The 22844-nt window shown below is 57.0% G+C and carries 19 protein-coding genes and 1 pseudogene; 1 reads left to right on the top strand and 19 read right to left on the bottom strand.

The window, feature by feature from the left end; translation table 11 throughout:
* Positions 1–19: 19 nt before the first annotated feature.
* Entirely contained in the window at positions 20–3313 is a 3294-nt protein-coding gene (locus H6A25_RS08655; protein WP_204751675.1) for an SbcC/MukB-like Walker B domain-containing protein, read from the bottom strand.
* Complete coding sequence (locus H6A25_RS08650) at positions 3301–4449, bottom strand: exonuclease SbcCD subunit D (RefSeq protein WP_204751661.1); 1149 nt, start codon at positions 4447–4449, stop codon at positions 3301–3303. Before H6A25_RS08650 ends, H6A25_RS08655 begins: the two co-directional genes overlap by 13 nt.
* A 133-nt stretch (positions 4450–4582) precedes the next feature.
* Here H6A25_RS08650 and H6A25_RS08645 point away from each other — a divergent pair, with 133 nt between their 5' ends.
* Positions 4583–5059 (top strand): hypothetical protein, encoded by a 477-nt coding sequence (locus H6A25_RS08645; protein WP_204751659.1) that lies wholly within the window; start codon positions 4583–4585, stop codon positions 5057–5059.
* Positions 5060–5307: 248 nt separating this feature from the next.
* Here H6A25_RS08645 and H6A25_RS08640 read toward each other — a convergent pair whose 3' ends face one another.
* From H6A25_RS08640 to H6A25_RS08565, 17 genes and pseudogenes are all read right to left on the bottom strand, one after another.
* Positions 5308–7455: an ATP-dependent helicase gene (locus H6A25_RS08640; protein WP_243423298.1), complete on the bottom strand. Its 2148-nt coding sequence runs from the start codon at positions 7453–7455 to the stop codon at positions 5308–5310.
* The gene (locus H6A25_RS08635) at positions 7424–8128 is read right to left on the bottom strand and encodes an SDR family oxidoreductase (RefSeq protein WP_204751657.1); all 705 of its coding nucleotides are present in this window, start codon (positions 8126–8128) and stop codon (positions 7424–7426) included. Before H6A25_RS08635 ends, H6A25_RS08640 begins: the two co-directional genes overlap by 32 nt.
* Positions 8129–8130: 2 nt before the next feature.
* Positions 8131–9171: an alcohol dehydrogenase gene (locus tag H6A25_RS08630; protein WP_204751656.1), complete on the bottom strand. Its 1041-nt coding sequence runs from the start codon at positions 9169–9171 to the stop codon at positions 8131–8133.
* A 283-nt stretch (positions 9172–9454) separates the two neighbouring features.
* The gene (locus H6A25_RS08625) at positions 9455–10477 is read right to left on the bottom strand and encodes a rod shape-determining protein (RefSeq protein ID WP_204751654.1); all 1023 of its coding nucleotides are present in this window, start codon (positions 10475–10477) and stop codon (positions 9455–9457) included.
* 229 nt (positions 10478–10706) lie between these two features.
* Entirely contained in the window at positions 10707–11228 is a 522-nt protein-coding gene (locus H6A25_RS08620; protein WP_204751652.1) for a GNAT family N-acetyltransferase, read from the bottom strand.
* Between the two features lie 2 nt (positions 11229–11230).
* Positions 11231–11788, bottom strand: a complete 558-nt coding sequence (locus tag H6A25_RS08615; RefSeq protein ID WP_204751650.1) for a ComF family protein — start codon at positions 11786–11788, stop codon at positions 11231–11233.
* Between the two features lie 66 nt (positions 11789–11854).
* Positions 11855–11926: pseudogene (locus tag H6A25_RS13185) on the bottom strand (hypothetical protein); the annotation flags it as partial.
* On the bottom strand, positions 11904–14141 hold the full coding sequence (recD2, locus tag H6A25_RS08610) for an SF1B family DNA helicase RecD2 (RefSeq protein ID WP_204751648.1): 2238 nt from the start codon (positions 14139–14141) through the stop codon (positions 11904–11906). The gene recD2 and the pseudogene H6A25_RS13185, both read right to left, overlap by 23 nt.
* Positions 14125–14400 carry a hypothetical protein gene (locus H6A25_RS08605; RefSeq protein WP_204751646.1) on the bottom strand — a complete coding sequence of 92 codons (276 nt, stop codon included), beginning with the start codon at positions 14398–14400 and terminating at the stop codon, positions 14125–14127. Before H6A25_RS08605 ends, recD2 begins: the two co-directional genes overlap by 17 nt.
* A gap of 77 nt (positions 14401–14477) precedes the next feature.
* Positions 14478–15890, bottom strand: a complete 1413-nt coding sequence (gene cysS, locus H6A25_RS08600; RefSeq protein WP_204751645.1) for a cysteine--tRNA ligase — start codon at positions 15888–15890, stop codon at positions 14478–14480.
* Positions 15891–15905: 15 nt separating this feature from the next.
* Positions 15906–16454, bottom strand: a complete 549-nt coding sequence (pgsA, locus tag H6A25_RS08595; RefSeq protein WP_204751643.1) for a CDP-diacylglycerol--glycerol-3-phosphate 3-phosphatidyltransferase — start codon at positions 16452–16454, stop codon at positions 15906–15908.
* Positions 16455–16456: 2 nt separating this feature from the next.
* Positions 16457–17800 carry a 30S ribosomal protein S12 methylthiotransferase RimO gene (gene rimO, locus H6A25_RS08590; protein ID WP_243423297.1) on the bottom strand — a complete coding sequence of 448 codons (1344 nt, stop codon included), beginning with the start codon at positions 17798–17800 and terminating at the stop codon, positions 16457–16459.
* 4 nt (positions 17801–17804) lie between these two features.
* On the bottom strand, positions 17805–18305 hold the full coding sequence (locus H6A25_RS08585; protein ID WP_204751640.1) for a regulatory protein RecX: 501 nt from the start codon (positions 18303–18305) through the stop codon (positions 17805–17807).
* A 21-nt stretch (positions 18306–18326) separates the two neighbouring features.
* Positions 18327–19448, bottom strand: a complete 1122-nt coding sequence (recA, locus tag H6A25_RS08580) for a recombinase RecA (protein WP_204751638.1) — start codon at positions 19446–19448, stop codon at positions 18327–18329.
* Positions 19449–19515: 67 nt separating this feature from the next.
* Positions 19516–20391, bottom strand: coding sequence for a peptide chain release factor N(5)-glutamine methyltransferase (gene prmC, locus H6A25_RS08575; RefSeq protein WP_204751636.1), 876 nt, complete (start codon positions 20389–20391; stop codon positions 19516–19518).
* A gap of 6 nt (positions 20392–20397) precedes the next feature.
* The gene (locus H6A25_RS08570; RefSeq protein ID WP_204751634.1) at positions 20398–21339 is read right to left on the bottom strand and encodes a DUF1385 domain-containing protein; all 942 of its coding nucleotides are present in this window, start codon (positions 21337–21339) and stop codon (positions 20398–20400) included.
* Entirely contained in the window at positions 21314–22828 is a 1515-nt protein-coding gene (locus H6A25_RS08565) for a HAMP domain-containing sensor histidine kinase (RefSeq protein WP_204751633.1), read from the bottom strand. Before H6A25_RS08565 ends, H6A25_RS08570 begins: the two co-directional genes overlap by 26 nt.
* Positions 22829–22844 lie beyond the last annotated feature (16 nt).

Raw genomic sequence — 22844 nt, 5'->3', positions numbered from 1 at the left:
TCGGAGCTTTTCCTTTTCTTTATAAAACCAATTCCACCCGGCTGCCGCCGGACCGATCCTTTTTCACCAGGACCTGCTTGTCGATTTTTTCTTTCAGGGAAGCCACATGGGAAATAATTCCCACCAGCTTTTTTCCTTCGGTCAGGCTGCTCAGCGCCTGAATGGCCTGAGCCAGGGATTCTTCATCCAGAGAACCAAAACCCTCATCCACAAACATGGTGTCCAGCCGCACGCCGCCGGAAATTGACTGAATTTCATCGGACAGTCCCAGAGCCAGAGACAGCGCCGCCTGGAAAGACTCGCCGCCAGACAGGCTGCGCACGCTGCGGCAGGATCCGTTATAGTGATCGATCACTTCCAGCTCCAGGCCGGTCTGACTCCGGTTATTTTCTCCGCCAGCCTTGCGCCGCAGCTCATATTGATTGCCGGACATCACCAGAAAACGACGGTTGGCCCGCCGGATGATCTGATCAAAAAAGGTCATCTGCACATAGGTCTCCAGCATCACCTTTTCCTTCCCCTTCAGGGAGCCGTTGACCGTATCGGACAGAGCGGCCATCCAGCGGTACCGCTCTTCCCGCCGGGCCAGATCCCGGGATTTCTCCACAACCTGTTCCCGTATGGTTTCATTGGTCTGCATCCGGGTGCGGATCTGCTGCTGACGGTCCAGTTTCTCCTGCCGCTGCCGGGTCAATGCCTGGCTTTTTTCTTCCAGAGCATTCCGGTCTGTATCGCTCCCCTGACTGAGCAGGGCCGTCAGCTGCCGGAAAGCTGCCTCCAGCTGAGTCAGTCGGGTCTGCTGCTGACGGCTGTTCTGCTCTGCACAAAGCAGGGCCTGCTCCATTTTTTCTTTTTGCCGGCTCAAATCAGCATGGTGGGCCTGGGCCTGGCGTACATCAGGAAAACGCAGCTGTCCGGCCAATGCAGACACCTGTCCGGCCACCCCCTGCCATTGGGCCTGGGCCTGGGCCAGCTGGGCGCCCACTTCTTCCTTTTCCCCGATCAGCTGATCCCTCTGCCGGATGCTGTCCTCTCTTTGCTTTTCCAGCATCTCTTTCTTCCGGATCTCTTCTTCCCGCAGTTTCACCACTTGTTCCAGCCGGCAAAGGCTCTCTTTTTCCTCCTGCAAACGCCGGCAGATCACATCCCCGGCATCCATCAGGGAACAGGTCTCTCCCTGTGCTTCCAGACGCCGGTTCAGATCCCGTTCCAGCTGCTGCTTTTGTCCTTCCAGACCTTTGCACTCCAGCTGGAGCCGGTGCAGCTCCTCTTCCCGCTCTTTTTCCCCTGCGGAACTGGCCTGGTGCTGCGCTTCCAGCTCTTCCAGCTGCCCCTTGATTTCCAGGCGTTCCTGCTGCCGCCTGATAAGCTGCTGCTCTTGCTGCCGAAGCACCTCCTGCTGCTGCCGGGATCCTTCTTTCCAGTCTTTCAGCTTTTCCCGGGCCTGGTCCGGTGAAGCGTTTTCATCCCGCTGCTGAAGGGCGGTTTCCAACTGCCGCTGCCGTTCCTGAAGGAGGCTCTTCCATTGCCCCGCTTCCAGACTTTTCTGTGCAGCCTGCTGCTGGGCCTTTTCCAGTGCGGCTTTGGCCTGTTCCACCTCTTCTTTGGTAGGAGCCTGGGGAGACAAACGGGCCGGAGCCGGATGCTGGAGAGCACCGCACACCGGACAGGGTTTTCCCTCTTCCAGCTCCTGAGCCAGAAGCCCGGCCTGTTCGGCCAGAAATGCCCTGTTTTTCTCCTGGTATTGGGTATCCTGCCGAACCTGCACATCCCAGGCCTCCCGGTATGCCTGCTGGGTCTGTTTCAGCCTGCTCTCCGCCTGCTCCCAATCCCGCACCAGCTCTTCCAACTGCGCAAGGCTTTCTTCCTCCTGCCGGGCCTGGGCCTGCTGTGAAAGCAGCCGTTCCTGCAAGCTTTCCAGCATAGCCTCTTCCTGATAACGCCGGGAAAGCTCCTGCTGCTTTTGCTCCAGCGCTTCCCGGGCTTTGCTCTCTGCCAGGCGCTGCTCTTCCAGTTTTTTCTCTTTCCCTTTGCTCTCGTTGATTTGCCGGACATGATCTTCCCATGTTTTCCTGTCCTGCCACAGTGCCTGCCAGAGATCCTGGCAAGCCTGTGCTTCCCGCTGCTGCCCCAGAGCCTTTTCCCGCAGAGCAGCCGATTCCTGCAAAGCTGCTGCCTGGCCTTCCAGCTCTTCCGCCTGACGGCTCACTGCTTCCTGCCGCTGCCTGATTCTCTCTTGCTGGGCTTCCAGTGCCTGCGTCTGCTCTTCCAACGCCGTCAGCTGGTTCTTTCCCTTTTCCAGCTGCTGATAGGCCGGCAGTTCCCCCTCCAGCGCCTTCAGCTGACCGATGACCTCCTGCCGCTGGGGCGCCAGATTCTGCTGCTCTTCCAGCCGCTTTTGAGCCTGCTCTGCCTGGGGACGCTGTTCTTCCAGCTGCTTTTGGGTTTCTTCCAGCTGTTTTTTTGCCTTTTCCCGCTCTTCTGCCTTGCCCAGCTGGGCATTGACCTGGGCCAGCTGCTCTTCCAGCTCTTTCAGCTGAAGGGTCAACTGTCCTTCCCTCCGCTGGTCCTGAGAAGAAAGCCGTTCCAGCACATCCACCGTCTCTTCCAGCGGCAGCTGATTCTGCCGGGCCTGCTGGGCCAAATCGGCCAACGGGTCATCTTCTTCCCACCGGATGCCCTCTACATACTGGCGCATACTTTGCCGGGCCTGCTCACATTCCTTTCCCTCCTGAAGGGTCAGCGCCTTGATTTTTTCCTGGAACGCCATATAATATCGGGTCTGGAATATTTCCCGGAATATTTCCTGACGGCTTTTGGTGTCGGCCAGAAGAAGCTTGAGAAAATCCCCCTGGGCGATCATGGCGATCTGGGAAAACTGGTTTCTGTCCAGGCCGATGATCTGGGTGATGGCCGCGGTGATCTCCCGTGGCCGGGTGATTACTCGCCCATCGGGCATGTGCAGCTCCCCTTCCGCCTTCTGGGTGGTCATCCCTTCTCCCCGTTTGGCCGGGCGCTGGTATTCCGGATTGCGGCGCAAAGTATATTTTTTCCCTCGATAGGCAAATTCCAGCTCCACAAAGGTGGGTGTCTCCGGATGTGCATACTGGGAGCGGAACATGGAAGAATCCCGGTTCTGTCCGCTGGGTTCTCCATACAATGCATAGGCAATGGCATCAAACAAGGTGGTTTTTCCGGCCCCGGTATCCCCGGTGATCAGGTAGAGTCCTTCTTCTCCCAGCTTTCCGAGCTCTACCACCGTTTCCTCTGCATAGGGGCCAAAGGCCGACATGGTCAATTTCAGCGGTCGCATGATTCACCCTCCCTGATTGCTTCCAGCAGCTCCTGCGCAAAAGACCGCTGGGTCTCCTGCATGGGCTGGCCGTTTTGTTTTTCATAAAATTCTTCCAGCATGGCCAAGGGGCTTTTCTTCTCCTGGGGCCCCATCTCCTCCCACTGAGCCTGGTTCTGGGTGCGGCGGTTGTCATAGCTGAGCTTCATCAAATTGGGGTAAATGAGCCGCAGCTTGGCCGCCCCGTCCGGCACATCCTCTTCATCGGTGAGAATGATATGCAGGTAATCTTCCCGGAAATCCTTTCCCTTGTAGAAATCCCGCAGGGTCACTTCTTCATAACTTCCCCGGATCTCCCGCACCTCACGCAAAGGCCCGAGCGGAATGGTGCGGATGGATACATTCCCTTTTTCCTCCATCTCCACCACAGTCACCGATTTTTCATGATGGGCCTCCGAAAAGGAGTATTTCAAGGGAGTGCCGCAATAGCGAATGGTAGGTTTTCCCACCTGCTGAGGGCCGTGAATATGCCCCAGGGCCACATAGTCAAAGAGTTCAAATACCGAGGCATCCACATTGTCACTGCCCCCCACCGACAGTTCCTCCGATTCACAGCGGGCGGCCCCGGTGACAAACTGGTGGGTCACCAGCACATTCCGCCTTCCTTCCTCCACTCCCAGATGGCCGATGGCTACCCGAAGTGCATCGGTATAGCTTTCGATGGTTTCCTCCGGGAAAAAACGGCGCACATGGGCAGGCTTCAGAAAGGGCAGCAGGAAAACATCCACCGGCCCATGGGTATCCTGAAGGGTAAAGCGGCAGGGCTTTCCATCATACACCGGCGCCAGATGAACGCCGCTCTGCTCCATCAGCCGTCCGCCAAAAGCCAGCCGCTCGGGAGAATCGTGGTTGCCGCTGATGAGGAAAACCTCAGGCCCCATCCTGGACAGGGACACCAGAAAATCATCCAGCATTCCCACTGCTTCCGCCGAAGGCACTGCTTTGTCGTACACATCCCCGGCAATGAGCACCCCCTGAGGTTCTTCCCGGCGAATGATCTCCAGAATCTCTTTCAAAATATAATTCTGATCCTCCACCATAGAAAAGCCATTGACCCGCTTTCCCAGATGCAGATCGGATAAATGGATCCATTTCATCTGTTTTCCTCCCTCTTTTGGCTGAAATGCTGCTGTTTTTATTATATCGGCAGCCCCCAAAAGCTGCAACCATGTTTTCTTTTGCTTTTCCGCACTGATATGATATCATAACAGCATAAAAGGAGGTGGCACAATGAAGCTCCGCAAGAAAACACCTGTTCTTTTGGTTCTGGTGCTTTGCATTGCTCTGGCCTTGTTTTACCGGCGCAGCCTTCCCCTCCCAAAGATTTTTCCCGGCCTGGATCTGTCCCAGTGTGCCAGCATCACCCTGCAAGGGGATTACTACAAAGAAAGTCCCCGGGAAAGCGTGACCTATCACCAAACCTTTACACCGGAAAATAAAGAATTTGAGCAGATCCTGTCTTTGTTAAAGCAGGCCGAGTTCCGCCGCAGTCTGTGGGGCCTGATCCCCAGCCAAGGTACCCGCACTCATCCGCTCCAGACCGGCGATATTCGGTGGGAGATCCACTGCATTTTCCCGGACGGCGGTCTGTGGGTGCAGAACTTTTTCGGTGATTTCACCCTCAGCTTCCAGGAAACCTCTTCCCTTCCGGTCACCCCTGTTTCTTCCCAGTGGGTGGATTCCGTGACAGCCATCATGACAAAATAAAAAACGCCTTTTCAGGCGTTTTTTGAACATTTCGAAAAAGTGGCAAAGGCCACTTTTTCGAGTTTTTGCAAGGGTCTGCATGCAGCCGATTGGCTGCTTTCATCGGCCAATCGGCCACACTTGCCCCTTGAGAGGTGCAAAAAGCCACGCACAGGTCGCGGCTTTTTGCAGATTGATAAGAGAAAGGGCAAACGCCCCTCCATCCAGAGCCATTTTTCAAAGACTGAAACGCCTTTTCAGGCGTTTTTTTATTTTTCTGGTGCAAATTGTCCCAGCCCCAAAGTGGCGGCCAAAGAAAATGTCCGCTGGCTTCCGTCCTGAAAGGCCACGGTGACCAGGTCTCCCTGGCGGTCTGCAATGACCCCCGGCCCAAAGCGCCGGTGGCTCAACGCCGCCCCTTTCACATAATATTGCTCTGCCCCAGGCAAAACCGGAAGCTTTTTTTCCAGAGCTGCGGGACGCTGGACCAGTGTCCCCGGCTTTTTGCTCACCGTCGGCCGGAGCGCGGGAGCCCGGGCAGGCTTCTTTACCGGAAAGATCTCCTGGCTGAATGTGGACTCCATCTCCGGATGGCGAAAACGAAACACCTGGAGCCGGTTTTTGGCCCGGGTCATCGCCACATAAAAAAGCCGCCGTTCCTCTTCCCAGGTTTTCCAGGCTTCTTCGTCCCCCGGCTCCGGCTGGCCTGCCCGGGGGAAAATGCCGTCAGCCACATCCATCAGGATCACCCGGTCATACTCCAGTCCCTTGCTGGAATGAATGGTGGAAAGCACAAAGGGGCAATCCGGCTCTCCCCCCTGCCGCACCAGACTCTCCAGCTCTCCCAGGCGCCGCAGCAGATCCATGGGATTCTGTTCCATGGCCCCCAGGGATTCCAGAATCTGAGCCTTTCCCCCTTCCATACCCTGACGCTGCAAGTAGTCCCCATATCCCATAAACCGGACAATCCGGTAAACCGCTTTGTCTCCTGGCTCCAGCAGCATGTGATCCAGATGGGTTTGCAGAGCCCGGCACTGTCGCCGGGTAAAGGCCGAGGCCTGGGGATTTTCCGCCAGACGCTCCAAAATGGTGCCCTTTCCCTTTTGCGCTGCCGCTTCCTCGGCATCCTTTTTCCGGATGCCTGCCCCCAATTTATAATAGATGTCCAAAAACAAAGCAGAGGATTGAGGGTCCTGGGCAAAGCGGATGATATTGCTGATATCCCGCACCACCCGGCTGGTGAAAAAGGCGCTGTCCACCTGGCGGCACCGGTAAGGGATCCCCTTCCGGGCCAGCAGGTCGATCAGTGGCAAGGCACTTTCATTGTCCCGATACAGCACCGCCGTTTCCTCCTGGCAGTCCTGGGCCACCTGCATCAGATAGGAATATTGGGCCTTGCGGTTGGAAAGAGAAATGCTCTCCACCGCCAGTCCCGCCGGGCGTACCGCCTCCATGTGTTTGGGATACCGGTCCCGGTTCTTCTGGATAAAGTTTTGGGCGGTCTCCACGATCTGTGGGGTGGAACGATAGTTTTTCTCCAAATAAAGCACCTTGGCTCCTTGATATCGTTTGGAAAACTGGGTCAAAGCCTGGGGATAAGCTGCCCGGAAGCCGTAAATGCTCTGATCTTCATCCCCCACCAGAAAAATATTTTTCGCTTTCCCGGCCAGAAGATCCAAAATGGCATGCTGAATCTTGGAGGTATCCTGGGCTTCATCCACCGAAAGATACCGGTATCTCTCCTGAAAACGGGCCAAAACCTCCGGATAGCGCAGCAGGATCTGACGGGCATAGACCATCTGATCATCGTAATCCATTTGCTGGCGCTGGCGCAGAGTCTGGTCATAGGCCTGAAACAGGGCGGGAAAGTCCACCCCTTCCACCTCCACCGTTTCCAGTTCCTCCCGGGTGAGTATCTGATTTTTGGCATAAGTGATGGCGGTCTGAAGAGCCTTGACGGTGCTCTCCGGTACAAATTCCTTCTGCTGCCTGCGGCACAGTTCTCCCAAAAGCGCCCCCTGGGCCCCGGTGTCCTCCAGCAGGGAAAAAGCCTGCCGCCCAAGCATCCGTTCATAGGCACGGATCACCCGGCTGCACAGACCGTTGATGGTGCGAAATTCCAGCCGGTTTCCCATCTCTTCCCCAAAAGTACGGCAAAAACGGGCTTTCATATCCCGGGCGGCGGAGACGGTATAGGTGACCGTGAGGATCTGCTCCGGCGGAATCTGCTTTTCATAGACCATATACCCCACCCGGCTGACCAGTACAGTGGTCTTGCCGCTTCCCGGCACGGCCAACAGCAGCACTGGTCCTTCCACACTTTCCACCGCCGCCTGCTGTTGGGGATTGAGAGAAAGACCAAACCGGCTTTGAAATCCCTGAATATCAACCATGGAAAGTCCAGCCGCAGTCGTCATGATAAATCATCTGATGGGTCATGCCGCCATCGATGCAGATATTTTCCCCTGTGATGAATCCGGCCTTGTCCGAGCAAAGGAAGAGCACCATCTGGGCGATATCCTGAGACGCTCCCACACGCCCCACAGGGTGCTGGCTCTCGTCGGCCCCGGAGAACCGGGAACCGGTGGTGTCGATCCAGCCGGGAGAAATGGAGTTGACCCGTGCTCTGTCCCGCAGGCTCACCGCCAGAGCATGGGTGAGGGCGGCGATTCCCCCTTTGGCGGCGGTATAGCTTTCGGTGAAAGGCTGACTCATCCGGTCCCGGCTGGAAGAGATATTGACGATGCTGGCTCCCTTCCCCAAATAGGGAAGCAGCAGCTGGGTCAGATAAAAAGGCGCCGCCACTCCCACCTGAAGAGCCTGGTTGAATTGCTCCCAAGTGCAGGTATCGATCCCCAGAAACAGGGGTTTTGCATTGTTCACCAGAAAATCCACCCGGCCATAGGTCTGAATGACCTTTTGAGCGAACTGCTCCAGATCTTCCTTTTCCCCCACATCCCCCTGGAAAAAGTCGTTTTCCAGCAGATCGATGGTGCAGACCTTGGCCCCCTGTTTTGCAAACTCCTCACAAATGCACCGGCCGATGCCCTGGGCGCCGCCGGTGACCACGGCCACTTTGTCCTGAAACATAGCTATTCCTCCATTTGAATGGCCACCTTAATGACCCCGTCTTCCCTTTTTTCAAACACTTCATAGGCCTTCTCGATTTCCCGCAAGGGAAAAGTATGGGTGATCAGCGGCCGGGGATCCAGTTTGCCCTCTGCAATCAACTGAAGAATGTCATCCACATGACATCCGTCCACCCCACCGGTCTGGAATGTGAGATTTTTTCCGTACATCTCCGGCAAAGGCAGCACCTGGGGGGCGTCATACAGCGCCACCACCGTCACCACACCATTGGGTCGAGCGCATTTCCAGGCCAGCTGGAAGCTGTCAGCGCTCCCGGCCACTTCCAGCACCCGCCCGGCGCCTCCATGGGGTGTATGAGTTTTCACAAATTCCTCCGCCCCTTCCGGCGCCACGGTGAGTACCCCGGGATAGTGTTCTTCCACAAACTTGCGCCGCTGAGGGTCTTTTTCACACACCATCACCACTCCTGGCTGACAGAGCAGCACACATTGCAGCGTGCACAGCCCGGTGGGGCCTGCACCGATGATGAGCACCGACTCTCCCGGCTGGATCCCGGCGATACCGGCGGCCCAATAGCCGGTGGCCAGCAGATCTCCCGCCAGCAAGGCCTGCTCATCGGTCACCCCCTGAGGGATATGACTCAGCCCCTGGTCTCCATAGGGCACCCGCACATATTCCCCCTGACCGCCATCGATGCGGCAGCCCAAGGCCCAGCCTCCCTGGGGATCGGTGCAGTTGTTCACATACCCCTGGCGGCAGAAAAAGCATTTCCCGCAGAAGGTCTCCACATTGACGGCCACCCGATCGCCGGGGGCAAACTTCCGCACCTTCTCCCCCACTTCTTCCACAACGCCCACCATTTCATGGCCCACTGTCACTCCGGGTACCGCCCGAGGCACCGAACCATGCTTGATGTGCAGATCGCTGGTGCAGATGCTGGCCAAGGTTACACGCACCACCACATCCTCCGGCCCTTCCACATGGGGCCGGGGTTTTTCCAGAAAGGCAAACCGGCCCTGTTCCACATAAGTATAGGCCAACATATCCATTTCTCCTTTTCGCCCTATGTCAAAAGCCCGGCCCCTTCCCAGGGACCGGGCCTTGCATTTCGAAAAAGTGGCCCGGCCACTTTTTCGAGAGTTTGCAAGGGGCTGTGTGCACGCCTTCGGCGCACACTTGCCCCTTGATAGGTGCAAAAAGCCACGCACAGGTCGCAGCTTTTTGCAGATTGATGAGGATCAGGGCAAACAACCCTTTTCCTGTATCGGTTCGTCCACAGTGTGATCCCGGCCCCTTCCCAGGGACCGGGCCTTGTGCCGTTTTGTCTTACATCATCTGCCGCCGCCAGGACAGGTTCATAGTACCGTCCTGCATCACCGACAGATTATCCAGAGTTTTGCCGGTACCCAGAGCCACACAGGAGATGGCATCGTCGGCCACCCGTGTGGTAATACCGGTCTTGGACTCGATCAGCTTGTCAAAACCATAGATCAGGCTGCCGCCGCCGGTCATGACAATGCCGTTTGTGGCAATGTCGCCCACCAGCTCAGGAGCGGTGCGCTCCAGCACAAAATGTACCGCTTCCACGATCTTAGCGGACACCTCTTCAAAAGCCTCCAGCAGCTCGGTGGAAGTGACGGTAAACACCCGGGGCAGGCCGGTCATCAGGCAGCGGCCCTTGACCTCCATGCTTGCTTCCTCTTCCCGGGGATAGACACAGCCAATGGTCATTTTCAGCTCTTCCGCCGTACGCTCGCCGATGAGCACATTGTGTTTACGGCGCACATATTTGACGATGGCATCGTCAAACTTATCGCCAGCCACCTTGATGGAGGTGCTTTCCACAATACCGCCCAGGGAAATGACCGCCACATCGGTGGTGCCGCCGCCGATATCAACGATCATGTTGCCGTCGGGCTTGGAGATCTCGATCCCTGCGCCGATGGCAGCAGCCACCGGCTCTTCGATGAGATAAACCTTCCGGGCGCCGGCCTGGGTGCCGGCATCGATGACGGCACGCTCTTCCACTTCGGTGATGATGGAAGGCACACAGATAACCACATTGGGCTTGAACAGACGGAAGCCCAGCACCTTATGGATAAACTCCTTGATCATTTTCTCCGTCATTTCATAGTCGGAGATGACGCCGTCCCGCAGAGGGCGCACAGCGATGATGTTGCCCGGGGTACGGCCCAGCATCTTCTGGGCATCCTCACCGATGGCCAGAATCTTGCCGGTGGACTTGTCCACCGCCACAACAGAAGGCTCGCACAAAACAATGCCCTTGCCTTTTACATAAACCAGTACGGAAGCCGTACCCAGATCAATTCCGATATCGCCTGCTGACATATCTTTCCCGCTCCATTTCTCCGGCTGCCTGCTTTCAGGGCCCGTCCCCGCTGCCGGGTGGGGTCTGGGCGCCCATTTCTCCAAATCTTCACACAAAACCACGGTTGGTTTTCTTTTTCCATAGCTCTTTTTATTATACCCAACTGGAATCATGTTTTCAACACATAGTTTGGATTTCTCTGTCGAAAAAACGCCCAAAAGAAGGGGAGAAAATTGCCTGTCCCTCTTGCTATTCCCGAATCCCGGCTGCCAATGGGATCTCCCAGCCGGATTGCCGAAGGGTGTGCCCAAGGTCGATTTTCTCTTCATAGATGCCCGAAGCCCGGCAAAACCCCAGTTTCTGATACAGCCGGAAAGCCGGCTCGTTGCCTTCCGCCAGGAAAAGCCGAAGAACTTCCGCCCCCCGCTTTTCGGCTTGGGCCATGGCCTGCCGCACCGCCTGGGTTCCCACTCCTTTTCCAGACCGGGCGGGCTCCACCCCCAGCCGGTCCAGGTAAAGAGCCTTCCCGGGGATCGTCCACCGGATGTCCCCTTCCCCTTCCTCCCACTCAGTCAGGGCAAAGGCACCCCAGATCGCCCCGCCCTCCCGGCACACATAAAGCCTCCTTTGAGCGATGTCCTCCCCCAGCACCTCTGCGGGATAATATTGGTTCCAAATAAAAAGGCCCTTTTTCTCCATGTCCGCCACAATGCGCCGATACATCCGCTCCACTTGGTCCAAATCTTCCATCCCAGCCAGACAAAGTTCCATTTTCACACCCCTTTCCCGGTTTTCTCCCCCGGCCTTTTGGCAAAGGTGCGGGCAAACGCCGCCCCATATACCTCCCGGGCCCCGGCCTCCCGCAGCACCCGGGCGCATTCCGACAAGGTGCTGCCGGTGGTGAGCACATCGTCCACCACAAGCACTCGCCGGGAGCGGACAAGGGCCTCTTTCCCCGGCGTCACCGCAAAGGCCCCCAGCACATTGGCCCGCCGCTGGGCCGCTTTCAGCCGGTACATGGGCCTTGTGTTCCGCCGCTTTTCCAGAAGAGCCTCCAGGGGAAGTCCCAGTTCTTCGGCCAGGGGCCTGGCAATTTTCTGGGCCTGCTCATAGCCCCGCTTCCGCTTGATTTTCCTGTGACAGGGCACATAGCACACCAGGTCCACCTGCTCCAAAAGGCCGGTTTCCCGTACCCGCTGGGCCAGCAAGACGCCAAATATTTCTCCGCTCCGGGCCGCGCCCCGGAACTTGAACCGGTGCACTCCCCAGCGCACACTCCCTTCATAAGGGTAAACGCACACCGATCCCGCCACAAAAGGGAGCTTTCCCATTTTCCAGCTCTCTTTTAGCTTTTCCCGCCCGCTGCAAGCCGGACAAAGCTGGTCCTGCTTTTCTTTTCCCCAAAGAAAGCGTCCGCACAAAGCACACCGGGGCGGAAACAGCCAATCAAACAAGGCCCATGGCTTCATGATAGCTCCTCAGCCGGTATTTGAGGGCGCTGTACCGGCGGTTTTTCTGGTTGCTCTCCACCATCTGCTCCACCACACTCTGCCGCCCCACCAGCACCAGCAGCCGTTTGGCCCGGGTGACGGCGGTATAAAGAATACTGCGGTTGAGCAGCCGGGCGGGAGCTTGGAACACCGGCACGATCACCGCCTCATATTCACTGCCCTGGGCTTTGTGGGCGGTGATGGCATAGGCCGGTTCCATCTGGTACAGATCATCAAAGGAATAGGCCGCTTCCCGATCATCAAAGCGCACCACCATCACCCGCTCAGAACGGTCGATGTAGGTGATGATCCCGGTATCTCCATTGAACACCCCGGCCCCTACCTCGGCGGTGGCGGCGCTCTGCCACAGGATATCGTAATTATTCCGCACCTGCATCACCCGATCCCCCAGACGGAACACATAGGGGCCGTGACGCACCTCTGTCTTGCCCTCTCCCGGCGGATTGAGCCGCTGCTGCAGAATGCGGTTGAGAGAGACCGTGCCGCACATCTGCTGCCGGGTGGGACAGACCACCTGAATGTTCTCCGGATCGATGCCAAAATGCCCGGGGATCCGGGAAGAAACCAGGCTGGCCACCGTCTCCACCGCCTGTTCCGGTGTGGAGGCAGCGGAAAAATAGAAATCCCCCTGGGTAAGCCGGAGCTCCGGCATCTCCCCCCGGTTGATCCGGTGGGCGTTCATGACGATCTGGCTGTTCTGAGCCTGGCGGAAAATCTCCGTCAGGTGGACTTTGGGCACAAAGTCACATGCCAGCAAATCGGAGAAGACGCTGCCCGCCCACACCGGGGGCAGCTGATCGGCATCCCCGATGAGCACCAGACGGGTATGGGGTTTCATGGCCTCCAGCAAAGAGGCGGTGAGGGAAATGTCCAGCATAGAAGCCTCGTCCACCACGATTACATCAGCAGGCAGAGGGTTGTCCTTGTTCCGCTTGAAACGCATAACCCCTTCTTCCGGGGAAAAGGCCGCTTCCAGCATCCGGTGCAGGGTTTTGGCCTCCCGGTGACAGACCTCGCTGAGTTTTTTGGCCGCCCGGCCGGTAGGTGCACAGAGAAAGACCGTCAGGCCGTTCTGATCCAACAGGGACAAAAGCCCCTGTACCGCTGTGGTTTTACCAGTGCCCGGCCCGCCGGTAATCAAGGACAAGGCCCCGTGGAAGCACAGGCCCATGGCTTCCTTTTGCTTTTCCGCATAGGTCATCCCCTGTTCTTTCTCGGTGCGGGCGATCATCTTTTCCAGGTTCCGCGGCGCTTCCAGGTGCATGCTCAGCAGCCGCACCACCTCCCGGGCCACGGTGTTCTCCTGGCGGAACAGGGTGGCCAGATAGACCATGGGCTGGCTCCGGATATCCTCTTCCACCACCTGCTGCCGCTGCAACAGCTCCTCCAGCTGATCTTCCACATCCTCTTCCCCTGCGCCGCACAGGGATGCGGTGGCCGTCAGCAGTTTTTTCCGAGGAATAAAGCAATGGCCGCTTTGCAGATTGAAGGTGAGTTCATACAACACAGCGGCCCGCAGCCGCACCGGGCTCAAAGGATCCATGCCCATGTGCCGGGCGGCCTCGTCCACCTGGCCAAAATCCAGACCAAACCGCTCCTGGCACAAAAGATAGGGGTCCTCCCGCAAAGTCTGCTCTGCATAGGCCCCATAGACCTTGTAGACCCCGGCGGCACACCACATGGGCAGACCGCTCTCGGTGAAAAACTGCAAAAGGGCCCGCATGGCGTTTTGCTGAAGAAAATTCTGTTGGATCTCCCGGGCCTTCCGGGGACTGATGCCCCGCACCGTTTCCAGAAGCTCCGGCTGGCTGGCCAGCACATCAAAGGTGTCCTCCCCGAATTTTTCCACAATGGCCATGGCGGTTTTGGGACCGATGCCCTTGACGGTGCGGGAGGCCAGATAATCATAGATCCCCTGGGCAGTGGAAGGCAGCAGCCGCTCATAGGAAAGAACGGAAAACTGAGGACCGTATTCCGGATGGGTCACATAGTTGCCATAGGCGACGATGCTCTCCCCTGCCCCCAGATAAGGCATGACGCCGGTAATCACCAGCTCTTCCCCTACGCCCAGATCCACCCGGGCCACCGCCCAGCCGCTGTCGTCATTCTTATAAATCAGGGTATCCACCACACCCTGGATCTTCTCCAGCTCCCGCTCAGTTGTCTCTTTCATCTGGGAAAACTCCCTCCTCTCCTTCTTCTTCCTGCTTCCATGCCCCGGGAAAACGCAGGGCACACAGCCTTTTGGCCCACAGAAGCATCCGTTTCTGCTCCCAGGGGGTCAGTCCTTCCAGGGAAACATGTATATCCACCCGTAGTCTCCCCCTCAGATGATGGAGCAGCACAAAGCTGTACCACTCCAGCACCCAGGCCGCAAGGCCCATGCAGGCCAGCGCCACAAGCAGGCTGACGGTATAAAAGCCGCAATCCACATCCATCCCCCCTTGGTGCAGGATATGCGCATTGCGGCTTTTTGGTGTATTCTTTCCGGCTTTTTACCGGAAAAAAATCATTTCTGGCGGCTCCATTTAACGCCTTGCGGGGTATCCTCCAGCAAGATGCCCTGGGCCTTCAGTTCATCCCGGATGCGGTCGGCGGTGGCAAAGTCCTTGTTTTTCCGGGCCTCCTGCCGCTGAGCGATCAGTTTTTCGATCTCTTCTTCCAGACCATTCTCCTCCGGCTGGGAAAGCTGACGGGCCTTTTCCACCAGATCCAGGGAAAGCACCTGATCAAAATCTTCCAGAAGCCACAGCTTGGTTTTATCGTTCACCGGTGCTTTCAGCACATCGTACACCGCAGTGACCGCCAAAGAGGTGTTCAGGTCGTTGTCCAGGCCCCGGCGGAAATTCTCCTGCAGCGCCTTGGCCCCTTCTTTGTCCAAATTTTCCCCTTCCTTGGGAGAAAGGTCCGCCACTTTTTGCAGCAGCTTCTGGTAGGCCAGAGCGGCATTCTGCATTCCCTCATCGGAAAACACCAGGGACTTGCGGTAATGGGACTGGAGACAGAAGAAGCGATAGACCAGCGGATCATACCCCTGCTTTTCCAGCAGGGAAACGGTGAGGAACTCCCCTTTGGACTTGCTCATCTTGCCGCTGGTGGTGTTGAGATGATGGACATGGAACCAGTAGTTGCACCATTTATGGCCAAAATAGGCTTCGCTCTGGGCAATCTCATTGGTGTGATGGGGGAAGGCGTTGTCAATACCGCCTGCATGGATATCCAGGGTCTCTCCCAGATACCGGCGGCTAATGCAGGAGCATTCAATGTGCCAGCCGGGATAACCCACGCCCCAGGGGCTGTCCCACTTCAGTTCCTGATCCTCAAACTTGGACTTGGTGAACCACAGCACAAAATCGGTTTTGTTCCGCTTGTTCGTGTCTTCCTCCACGCCGTCCCGCACGCCCACGGCCAGGTCTTCCTGGTCCTGTTTGTTGAACACATAGTATTCCTTCAGTTTGGAGGTGTCGAAATACACATTGCCGCCGGCCTCATAAGCAAAGCCCTTTTCCAGAAGCCCCTCAATCATCTCGATGAAATCCGGGATGCAGTTGGTGGCCGGCTCCACCACATCGGGCCGCTTGATATTCAGTTTGCGGCAGTCTTCAAAAAAGGCATCGGTATAGAATTGGGCGATCTCCATGACGGTTTTGTGTTCCCGCTTGGCGCCCTTGAGCATTTTGTCCTCGCCGGTATCGGCATCGCTGGACAGATGCCCCACATCGGTGATGTTCATCACCCTCTTCACATCATAGCCCAGATACCGCAGGTATTTTTCCAGCACATCTTCCATGATATAGCTGCGCAGATTGCCGATGTGGGCATAGTGATACACCGTGGGGCCGCAGGTATACATTTTTACCTTCCCCGGCTCCAGAGACACAAATTCTTCCTTTTTCCGGGTGAGGCTGTTATACAGTTCCATAGCAGGGTCCTCCTGTTATTTTTTGGATGTGGCGCCGTCGGCCACGATATCCCAGTTGCGCTTCATATAGTCGAAACCGGAATAGAGGGTGATGAGAGTCATGGCCCAGCCGCTCACCGTCTGCACCATGCCCGGCCACCCCAGAATATCGGTGAGGAAAATGGCAGCGGTGCCCACAATCTGCAAAGTAGTTTTCACTTTGCCCGACCAGGCAGCAGCCAGCACCCGTCCCTTGCCGATGGCCACGATACGCAGGGAAGTGATGATAAATTCCCGGGCCAGGATGATAAACACCATCACGCTGTTCATCTCGCCCCGCTGGATAAAGAGCAGCAGCGCGGCACACACCAACAGTTTATCGGCCAGGGGGTCGACAAATTTGCCGAAATCGGTGATCTGATTGTAATGCCGGGCGATATAGCCGTCCAGCGCATCGGTCATGCTGGCCAGCAAAAAGATGCAAAGAGCAATGATATCGCAGGTTTGAGTGCCCTGATAGGCAAAATAGATGAAAAAGGGAATCATCCCCACCCGGATCAGGGTGATCTTGTTGGCTGTGGTCATTTTTACAGATTTCCTCCTTCACAGACGATCTCGCCGTACAGTTCGGCGCCGACGCCGTTTTCGATCTCCACCGTGACAAAGCTCCCCTCTTCCACCGGCTCTTCCGAATAGAAATAGACGATGCCGTCCACATCAGGGGAATCCATATAGGTGCGGCCGAAGTACATCTCATGCTCCGGGTCATAGCCGCAGCAAAGCACCTTCTGCTGTGTTCCCACCAGAGTCTGGGAGAACTGATCCATCACCGCATCCTGTAGCTCCACCAGAATCTCCTGGCGGCGGCGCTTTTCCTCTTCGGGAATCTGGTTTTCCATCTGGGCGGCCACAGTACCTTCTTCCTGGGAATAGGCAAAGACCCCGGCCCGCTCCAGTTTGTACTCATCCAGGAAACGGTACAGTTCATCAAACTCCTCTTCGGTTTCTCCGGGGAAACCCACAATGAGGGAGGTGCGGATGACGGCCTTGGGGAACCGGCGGCGGATGGTTTCCACCCGTTCCCGAATCAGAGCCCCATCTCCCCGCCGGTTCATGGCGGAAAGCACCCGGTCACTGATGTGCTGCATGGGGATATCGAAATAAGAGATGGCATTCTCGTACTTTTCCATTACATCCAGCAGTTCATCGTCCAGCTCATCGGGATAGAGATAGTGCAGACGCACCCATTCCACCCCCGGGATCTGGCAAAGTCCTTCCAGAAGCTCTGGCAGCATCCGCTTGCCATAGAGATCGGTGCCATAGCGGGTAGTGTCCTGAGCGATGACCAGCAGCTCTTTGGCTCCTTTTTCCGCCAGGGACCGGGCCTCCTCCAGGATATTCTCCATGGGACGGCTGCGGAAGGGCCCCCGCAAAGCAGGAATGATGCAATAGCTGCAATGGTTGTTGCACCCTTCGGCAATGCGCAGGAACGCAGAATAGGGCTTTGTGAGAAGCTGGCGGTCTCCTTCCAGAGCCGCCTGGGCGCTTTGACCCAGATAGGCCTGACGCCGTCCGGCCAGAGCTCCCTTCACCGCCAGAACGATGTCGGTATAGCTGCCGGTACCGCAGATGGCGTCCACCTCGGGCAGTTCCTTCAGGATCTCCTCTTTATACCGCTCTACCAGACAGCCGGTGGCGATGAGGGCTTTCAGCTGCCCTTCTTCCTTCAGCCGGGCCTCTTCCAAAATGGTGTTGATGGCCTCCTGTTTGGCTTCATCGATAAAGCCACAGGTGTTGACAATGGCCACATCGGCCTTGTGGAGATCGTCCACGATCTCCATTCCCTCCCGGCGCAAAAGCGCCAGCATCTGCTCGGAATTGACCAGATTCTTAGCACAGCCCAGGGAATTCATATGGATCTTTACGGTCAAAAGTCTATTCCTCCCTATCCTCCACATTTTCCTGCTCTCCCGGCTCTTCCCGCAGCTGGGGATCGCAGTACACATCGATGGCGGTGTTGATCTGCTCCCAGGAAAAGCCTCGCCGGTAAAGCCCGGCGGCGGCTTTACGCAAAAGCCGTTTGTCGGTGTAGTGGCCCCGGATGGTTTTTTCCAGATAAGCCACCACCTGACGGCTGCAAGGGGCCAGACCAGGCAAAATCTCCTGGGCGATCTCATGACTGATGCCCCGGCGGCGCAGCTCCTGATCCACCTTCTGCCGGCCAAAGCCCCGATCCACATAATACCGGGCCACCATACGGGCATATTCCCCATCGTTGAGAGCACCCAGCTCGGTCAGCCGTTCCACGGCATAATCGATGCCCTCCTGGGGAAAATTTTTGGCCGTCAGTTTGTCCCGCAGCATTTTTTCGCTCATGGCCCGAGGCGCCAGCAGCCGGGCGGCGTAATCCAATACCGCTTTGTTCTGCTCGTTCATGCCCCTACCGTCCTTTGTCTGTTATTCCTTGTCATCCTCAAAATCATCGGCAAATACTTCCACTCCGCCCTTGGCAGCCGCCGGAGTCCGGGGAGCCGGAGGTGCCGGAGGTGTGGCAGCCTTGGCGGCCGCTTTTCCGCCCCGGGCGGTGTTTTCCGACAGTTTGTCCTTCAGAGCCTGACGGATGGCTTCTTCCACCTGCTGAGCCTCTTCCGGATTGTCCCGGAAATACTGTTTGGCCGCATCCCGGCCCTGGCCCAGACGGGTCTCGCCCCGGTAATACCAGGCGCCGCTCTTTTGCAGCACGCCCAGATCGCAGCCCAGATCAAGAATCTCGCCCAACTTGGAAATGCCTTCGCCATACATGATGTCGAACTGAGCCTCCTTGAAGGGAGGGGCCATTTTGTTTTTCACCACTTTGGCCTTGGTACGGCTGCCGATGTTGGTGCTGCCATTTTTGATGTGCTCGGCCCGGCGGATCTCAATGCGTACGCTGGAATAGAATTTCAGCGCCCGGCCGCCAGTGGTCACTTCCGGATTGCCGTAGACCACGCCCACCTTTTCGCGCAGCTGGTTGATGAAAATGACCACGCAGTTGGATTTGGAGATGGCGCCGGCCAGCTTCCGCAAAGCCTGGGACATGAGGCGGGCATGAAGGCCCACAAAGGAATCCCCCATCTCCCCTTCGATTTCGGCCCGGGGCACCAGAGCGGCCACCGAGTCCACCACCACTACATCCACTGCGCCGCTGCGCACCAGGGCCTCGGTGATCTCCAGCGCCTGCTCACCGGTGTCAGGCTGAGAGACCAGCAGCCGGTCCACATCCACGCCCAGGGCTTTGGCATACACCGGGTCCAAAGCGTGTTCCGCATCGATGAAGGCAGCTTCGCCCCCTTCTTTCTGAGCCGCTGCGGCCACATGGAGGGCCAATGTGGTCTTACCGGAAGATTCCGGTCCATAGATCTCCACAATACGCCCTCTGGGCACACCGCCGATCCCCAAAGCCAGATCCAGAGCGATGGAACCGGTGGAGATGGCTTCCACATTCATGGCTGTATTTTCTCCCAGACGCATCACCGAGCCTTTGCCATAGGCCTTTTCGATCTGCGCCAGGGCTGTTTCCAATGCTTTTTTCTTATCCATAGCGTAACCCCCTATCGTGACACCAGTATACACCCTGGCATCGGATTATGCAACATTTGTTCGTTTTTTACATCTTTTCCGGCGGTGTGCGCACACCGGTGACCACCCGCTCCACACCGGAGAAATCCCGGAGAATACGGATATCCTCGTATCCATTTTCCCTCATAATTTCCTCCAGCTGCTGGGCCTGGCCCATACCGCACTCAAAGGCCAGCATACCGTTTTTGGTCAGAGCGTCTTTGAAATTTGCGGCAATGGCCCGATAGAAATCCAATCCGTCGGCCCCGCCGTCCAGCGCCACATGAGGCTCATAATCCTTCACGCTCACATCCAGCCCCGGAATGTCCCCGGTGGGAATATAGGGTGGATTGGAAACGATGAGATTGAATTTGCCCAGAGCCGGGTCACAGGGTTTCAGCGCATCCTGGGCCACCGTCAGCCCTCGAAATGTCAGCCGGTGACGCACCAGGTTTTCCTTGGTCACCGCCAAAGCTTCCTCGGAGGTGTCGGCAAAGACACAGCTGATGGTATCCGGCAGATTTTTCAGCAAAGCGATGCCCACGCAGCCGCTGCCGCAGCACAGATCCAGCATCCTGCCCCGTTCCCGGCGGCTGAAAAAGGCCAGGCCGGCATCCACCAGCGTTTCGGTGTCCGGCCGGGGGATGAGCACGCCGGGGGTCAAAGTAAAGGTGAGGGAATAAAAATCCCATTCCCCGATGATATGAGCCAAGGGTTCCCCTTTCAAACGACGGCTTTTCAGCTCATTCAGCCGCTTCAGCTGTTCGTCGAAAAGGTAGCTCCCGCTGCGCTCATTAAATTCCGCCCGTGGGATCTCCAGGGCAAAAGCCAGCAGTTCCTTGGCCTCCAAAGGGGCCGAGGTGACCCCGTGATGACGCAGTTCATTGCGCAAGTCCAAATATACATCCGAAATGGTGCCTACCATATCCCATTACCACCTGTCTTCTCCTTGATTTTCGGGAATGACCCGCCGGATGGCCTCGATGGCCACCTCGATCATGCTGTCGTCCGGCTCATTGGTCGTAAAACGCTGCAAAAACAGTCCCGGCGCCCGCAGAGCCATGGAAAGTCCATTGTCATGGCGGCCCACCCACCGGTTGATCTCATAACTGATGCCCACCACCACAGGCAGAAGCAAAAGCCGCAGGGCCATGCGAACCCAGGGGCTCTGCCAGGTAAACACCGAAAAGACCAGAATGCTGATGATCATCACCACAAACAAAAAGCTGGTACCGCAGCGGGGATGAAACCGGCTGCACTGGCGGATGTTGTCCACCGTCAGCTCCCAGCCTTTTTCATAACAGGCAATGGTTTTGTGCTCGGCCCCGTGATACATATAGGTCCGCTTGATATCGCTCTGCTTGGATGTGACAATAATAAAAGCCAGAAAAATCAGAATGCGCACCACGCCTTCCAGCAAATTGCGCAGGATGTTGGAAGATCCGTTGGGGAGAAACCCCGCCAAAAGGGTGGGCAGCAGAATAAACAGCGCCACAGGCAGAGCGATACCGGTGACCAGGGCAAAACCCATGAGAATTTTATCCAGCTTTTCGCTGCCGAACTTTTTGAGAAGCCAGCTTTCCACCTTTCCCGGCTGCTGGGAAGGGTCTTCCTCTTCAAAAAACTCAGCGGAATAGGTCAGAGCGCTGATGCCGTATTTCATGGAATCCCAGAATCCCAGAACACCCCGGATCAAAGGCAGACGCAGCACCGGATTTTTCCGGACGGTCCCCACTTCTTCTTCCTTTATGGCAAACTCCCCATCGGGCTTGCGCACCACGATGGCGGTCTTGCGGGGACCGCGCATCAGAATGCCCTCGATGAGGGCCTGGCCGCCGATGGTGGTTTTAAATTCCTTCGGTTGTTGTTTCATCGGTTCCTCCCATAGACGGGGCCATGGGCAGACGGATGCTCACCGTGGTGCCCTCCCCATAAATGCTGTCGATATCCAGAGAGCCGTCGTGCATGGCCACGATCTCATCGCACACGGCCAGACCGATACCGGCCCCTCTCTGGCGGGCGCTGCCCTTGAAGAATTTTTCCTTGACCAAGGGCAGCTCATCGGCCGGAATGCCCTGGCCATAGTCCCGGATGCGCACCACGGCGCTTTGTTCCTCCACCCCGATGGAAATCTCCACTTTGCCGCCGCTGACGCCATATTTCGCAGCGTTATCAATGATATTGAGGAACACCTGGCGCAGCCGGTTGCGGTCGCCGCTGACATACACCGGCTGAGAAGGTTCGTGGTAGCTGGTTTCGATGCCCTCCTGCCGAAGCATCTCGTTATAGACAAACAGGGCGTCGTACACTTCTCCCCGCAGATCCAGCACTTCGGTCTGGAGTTTCATCCGGCCGCTTTCCAGCCGGGAAAAATCCAGCAGCTCTTCCACCATCCGGGACAGACGGGTGGTCTCCTTGCGGATGATGTCCAACCCGGTCTCCACGGTGTTTTTGTCATCCAGATTGTTTTCCACCGTCTCGGCCCAGCCGCCGATGGCGGTAAGGGGTGTGCGCAGCTCGTGGGACACCGAAGAGATAAAGTCGTTTTTCAGCTTTTCCATCCGGGCGATCTCGGTGGACATATTGTTGATGGTGTTGCAAAGCTCTCCCATTTCATCCCGGAAATCCATATCCAGCCTGGCTCCATACTGCCCCTGGGCGATCTTCTGAGCCAGTTCGTTGATTTTCAGCACCGGGTTGACGATGGAATGGATGAAAAACTGGTTGGTCACGGTGAGCAAAAGCAGCACCGCCAGGGCGGCCCCGGCCAGCATCAGATAAATCTGCCCCACCTGCCGGTCCAGCAGCTTAAGGGATGTGACAAAGCGCACTTCCCCGATGAGATCCTGGCTGTTTTTCCGGAACACCGGAGCCGTCACCGCCATGATCCGCTCTTCGGTGGAAGGGTCATAACCGGTGAAGGACTGCATCTCGCCGGTCTCGATGCACAGATTCACATCGTTGGTGGCCGGCACAGTGCCCGCCACCAGACCGGTGGAGGAACTGATGATCAGCCCGTTGCTGTCCAGCACCTGCATCTCCATTTTGTCTTTGTCACTGAATTCGGTGATCTGCTGCTGGGCATAGCCATAAAACTCATCATAGGTAGAGCTCATATAGGAGGAAAAGTTTTTGGCGCTGGAATTGGCCCGGCTTTGCAGGCTGGTATGAAGAGAATCGTAAAAATAATTGGTGGTGGCCGCTCCCACGGCGATAAACATGATGGCAAGCAAAAGCACGACGATGCTCATGTTGTTGACGATCCACCGCCGTTTGATCCCGCTCATTTTATGCCGGCTCAGCCAAAGGGCCGCTTTTTTCATGGGGCCGTCCCCCGCCTGTTTCTTGATTCCTTCAGCCATTCTCTCTCCCGCTCCT

The organism is Intestinimonas butyriciproducens (assembly GCF_016901775.1).
GTDB lineage: Bacteria > Bacillota > Clostridia > Oscillospirales > Butyricicoccaceae > Pseudobutyricicoccus.
Note: the sequence above shows the minus strand (reverse complement) of the source record. Positions and strands in the feature narration are given on the sequence as shown.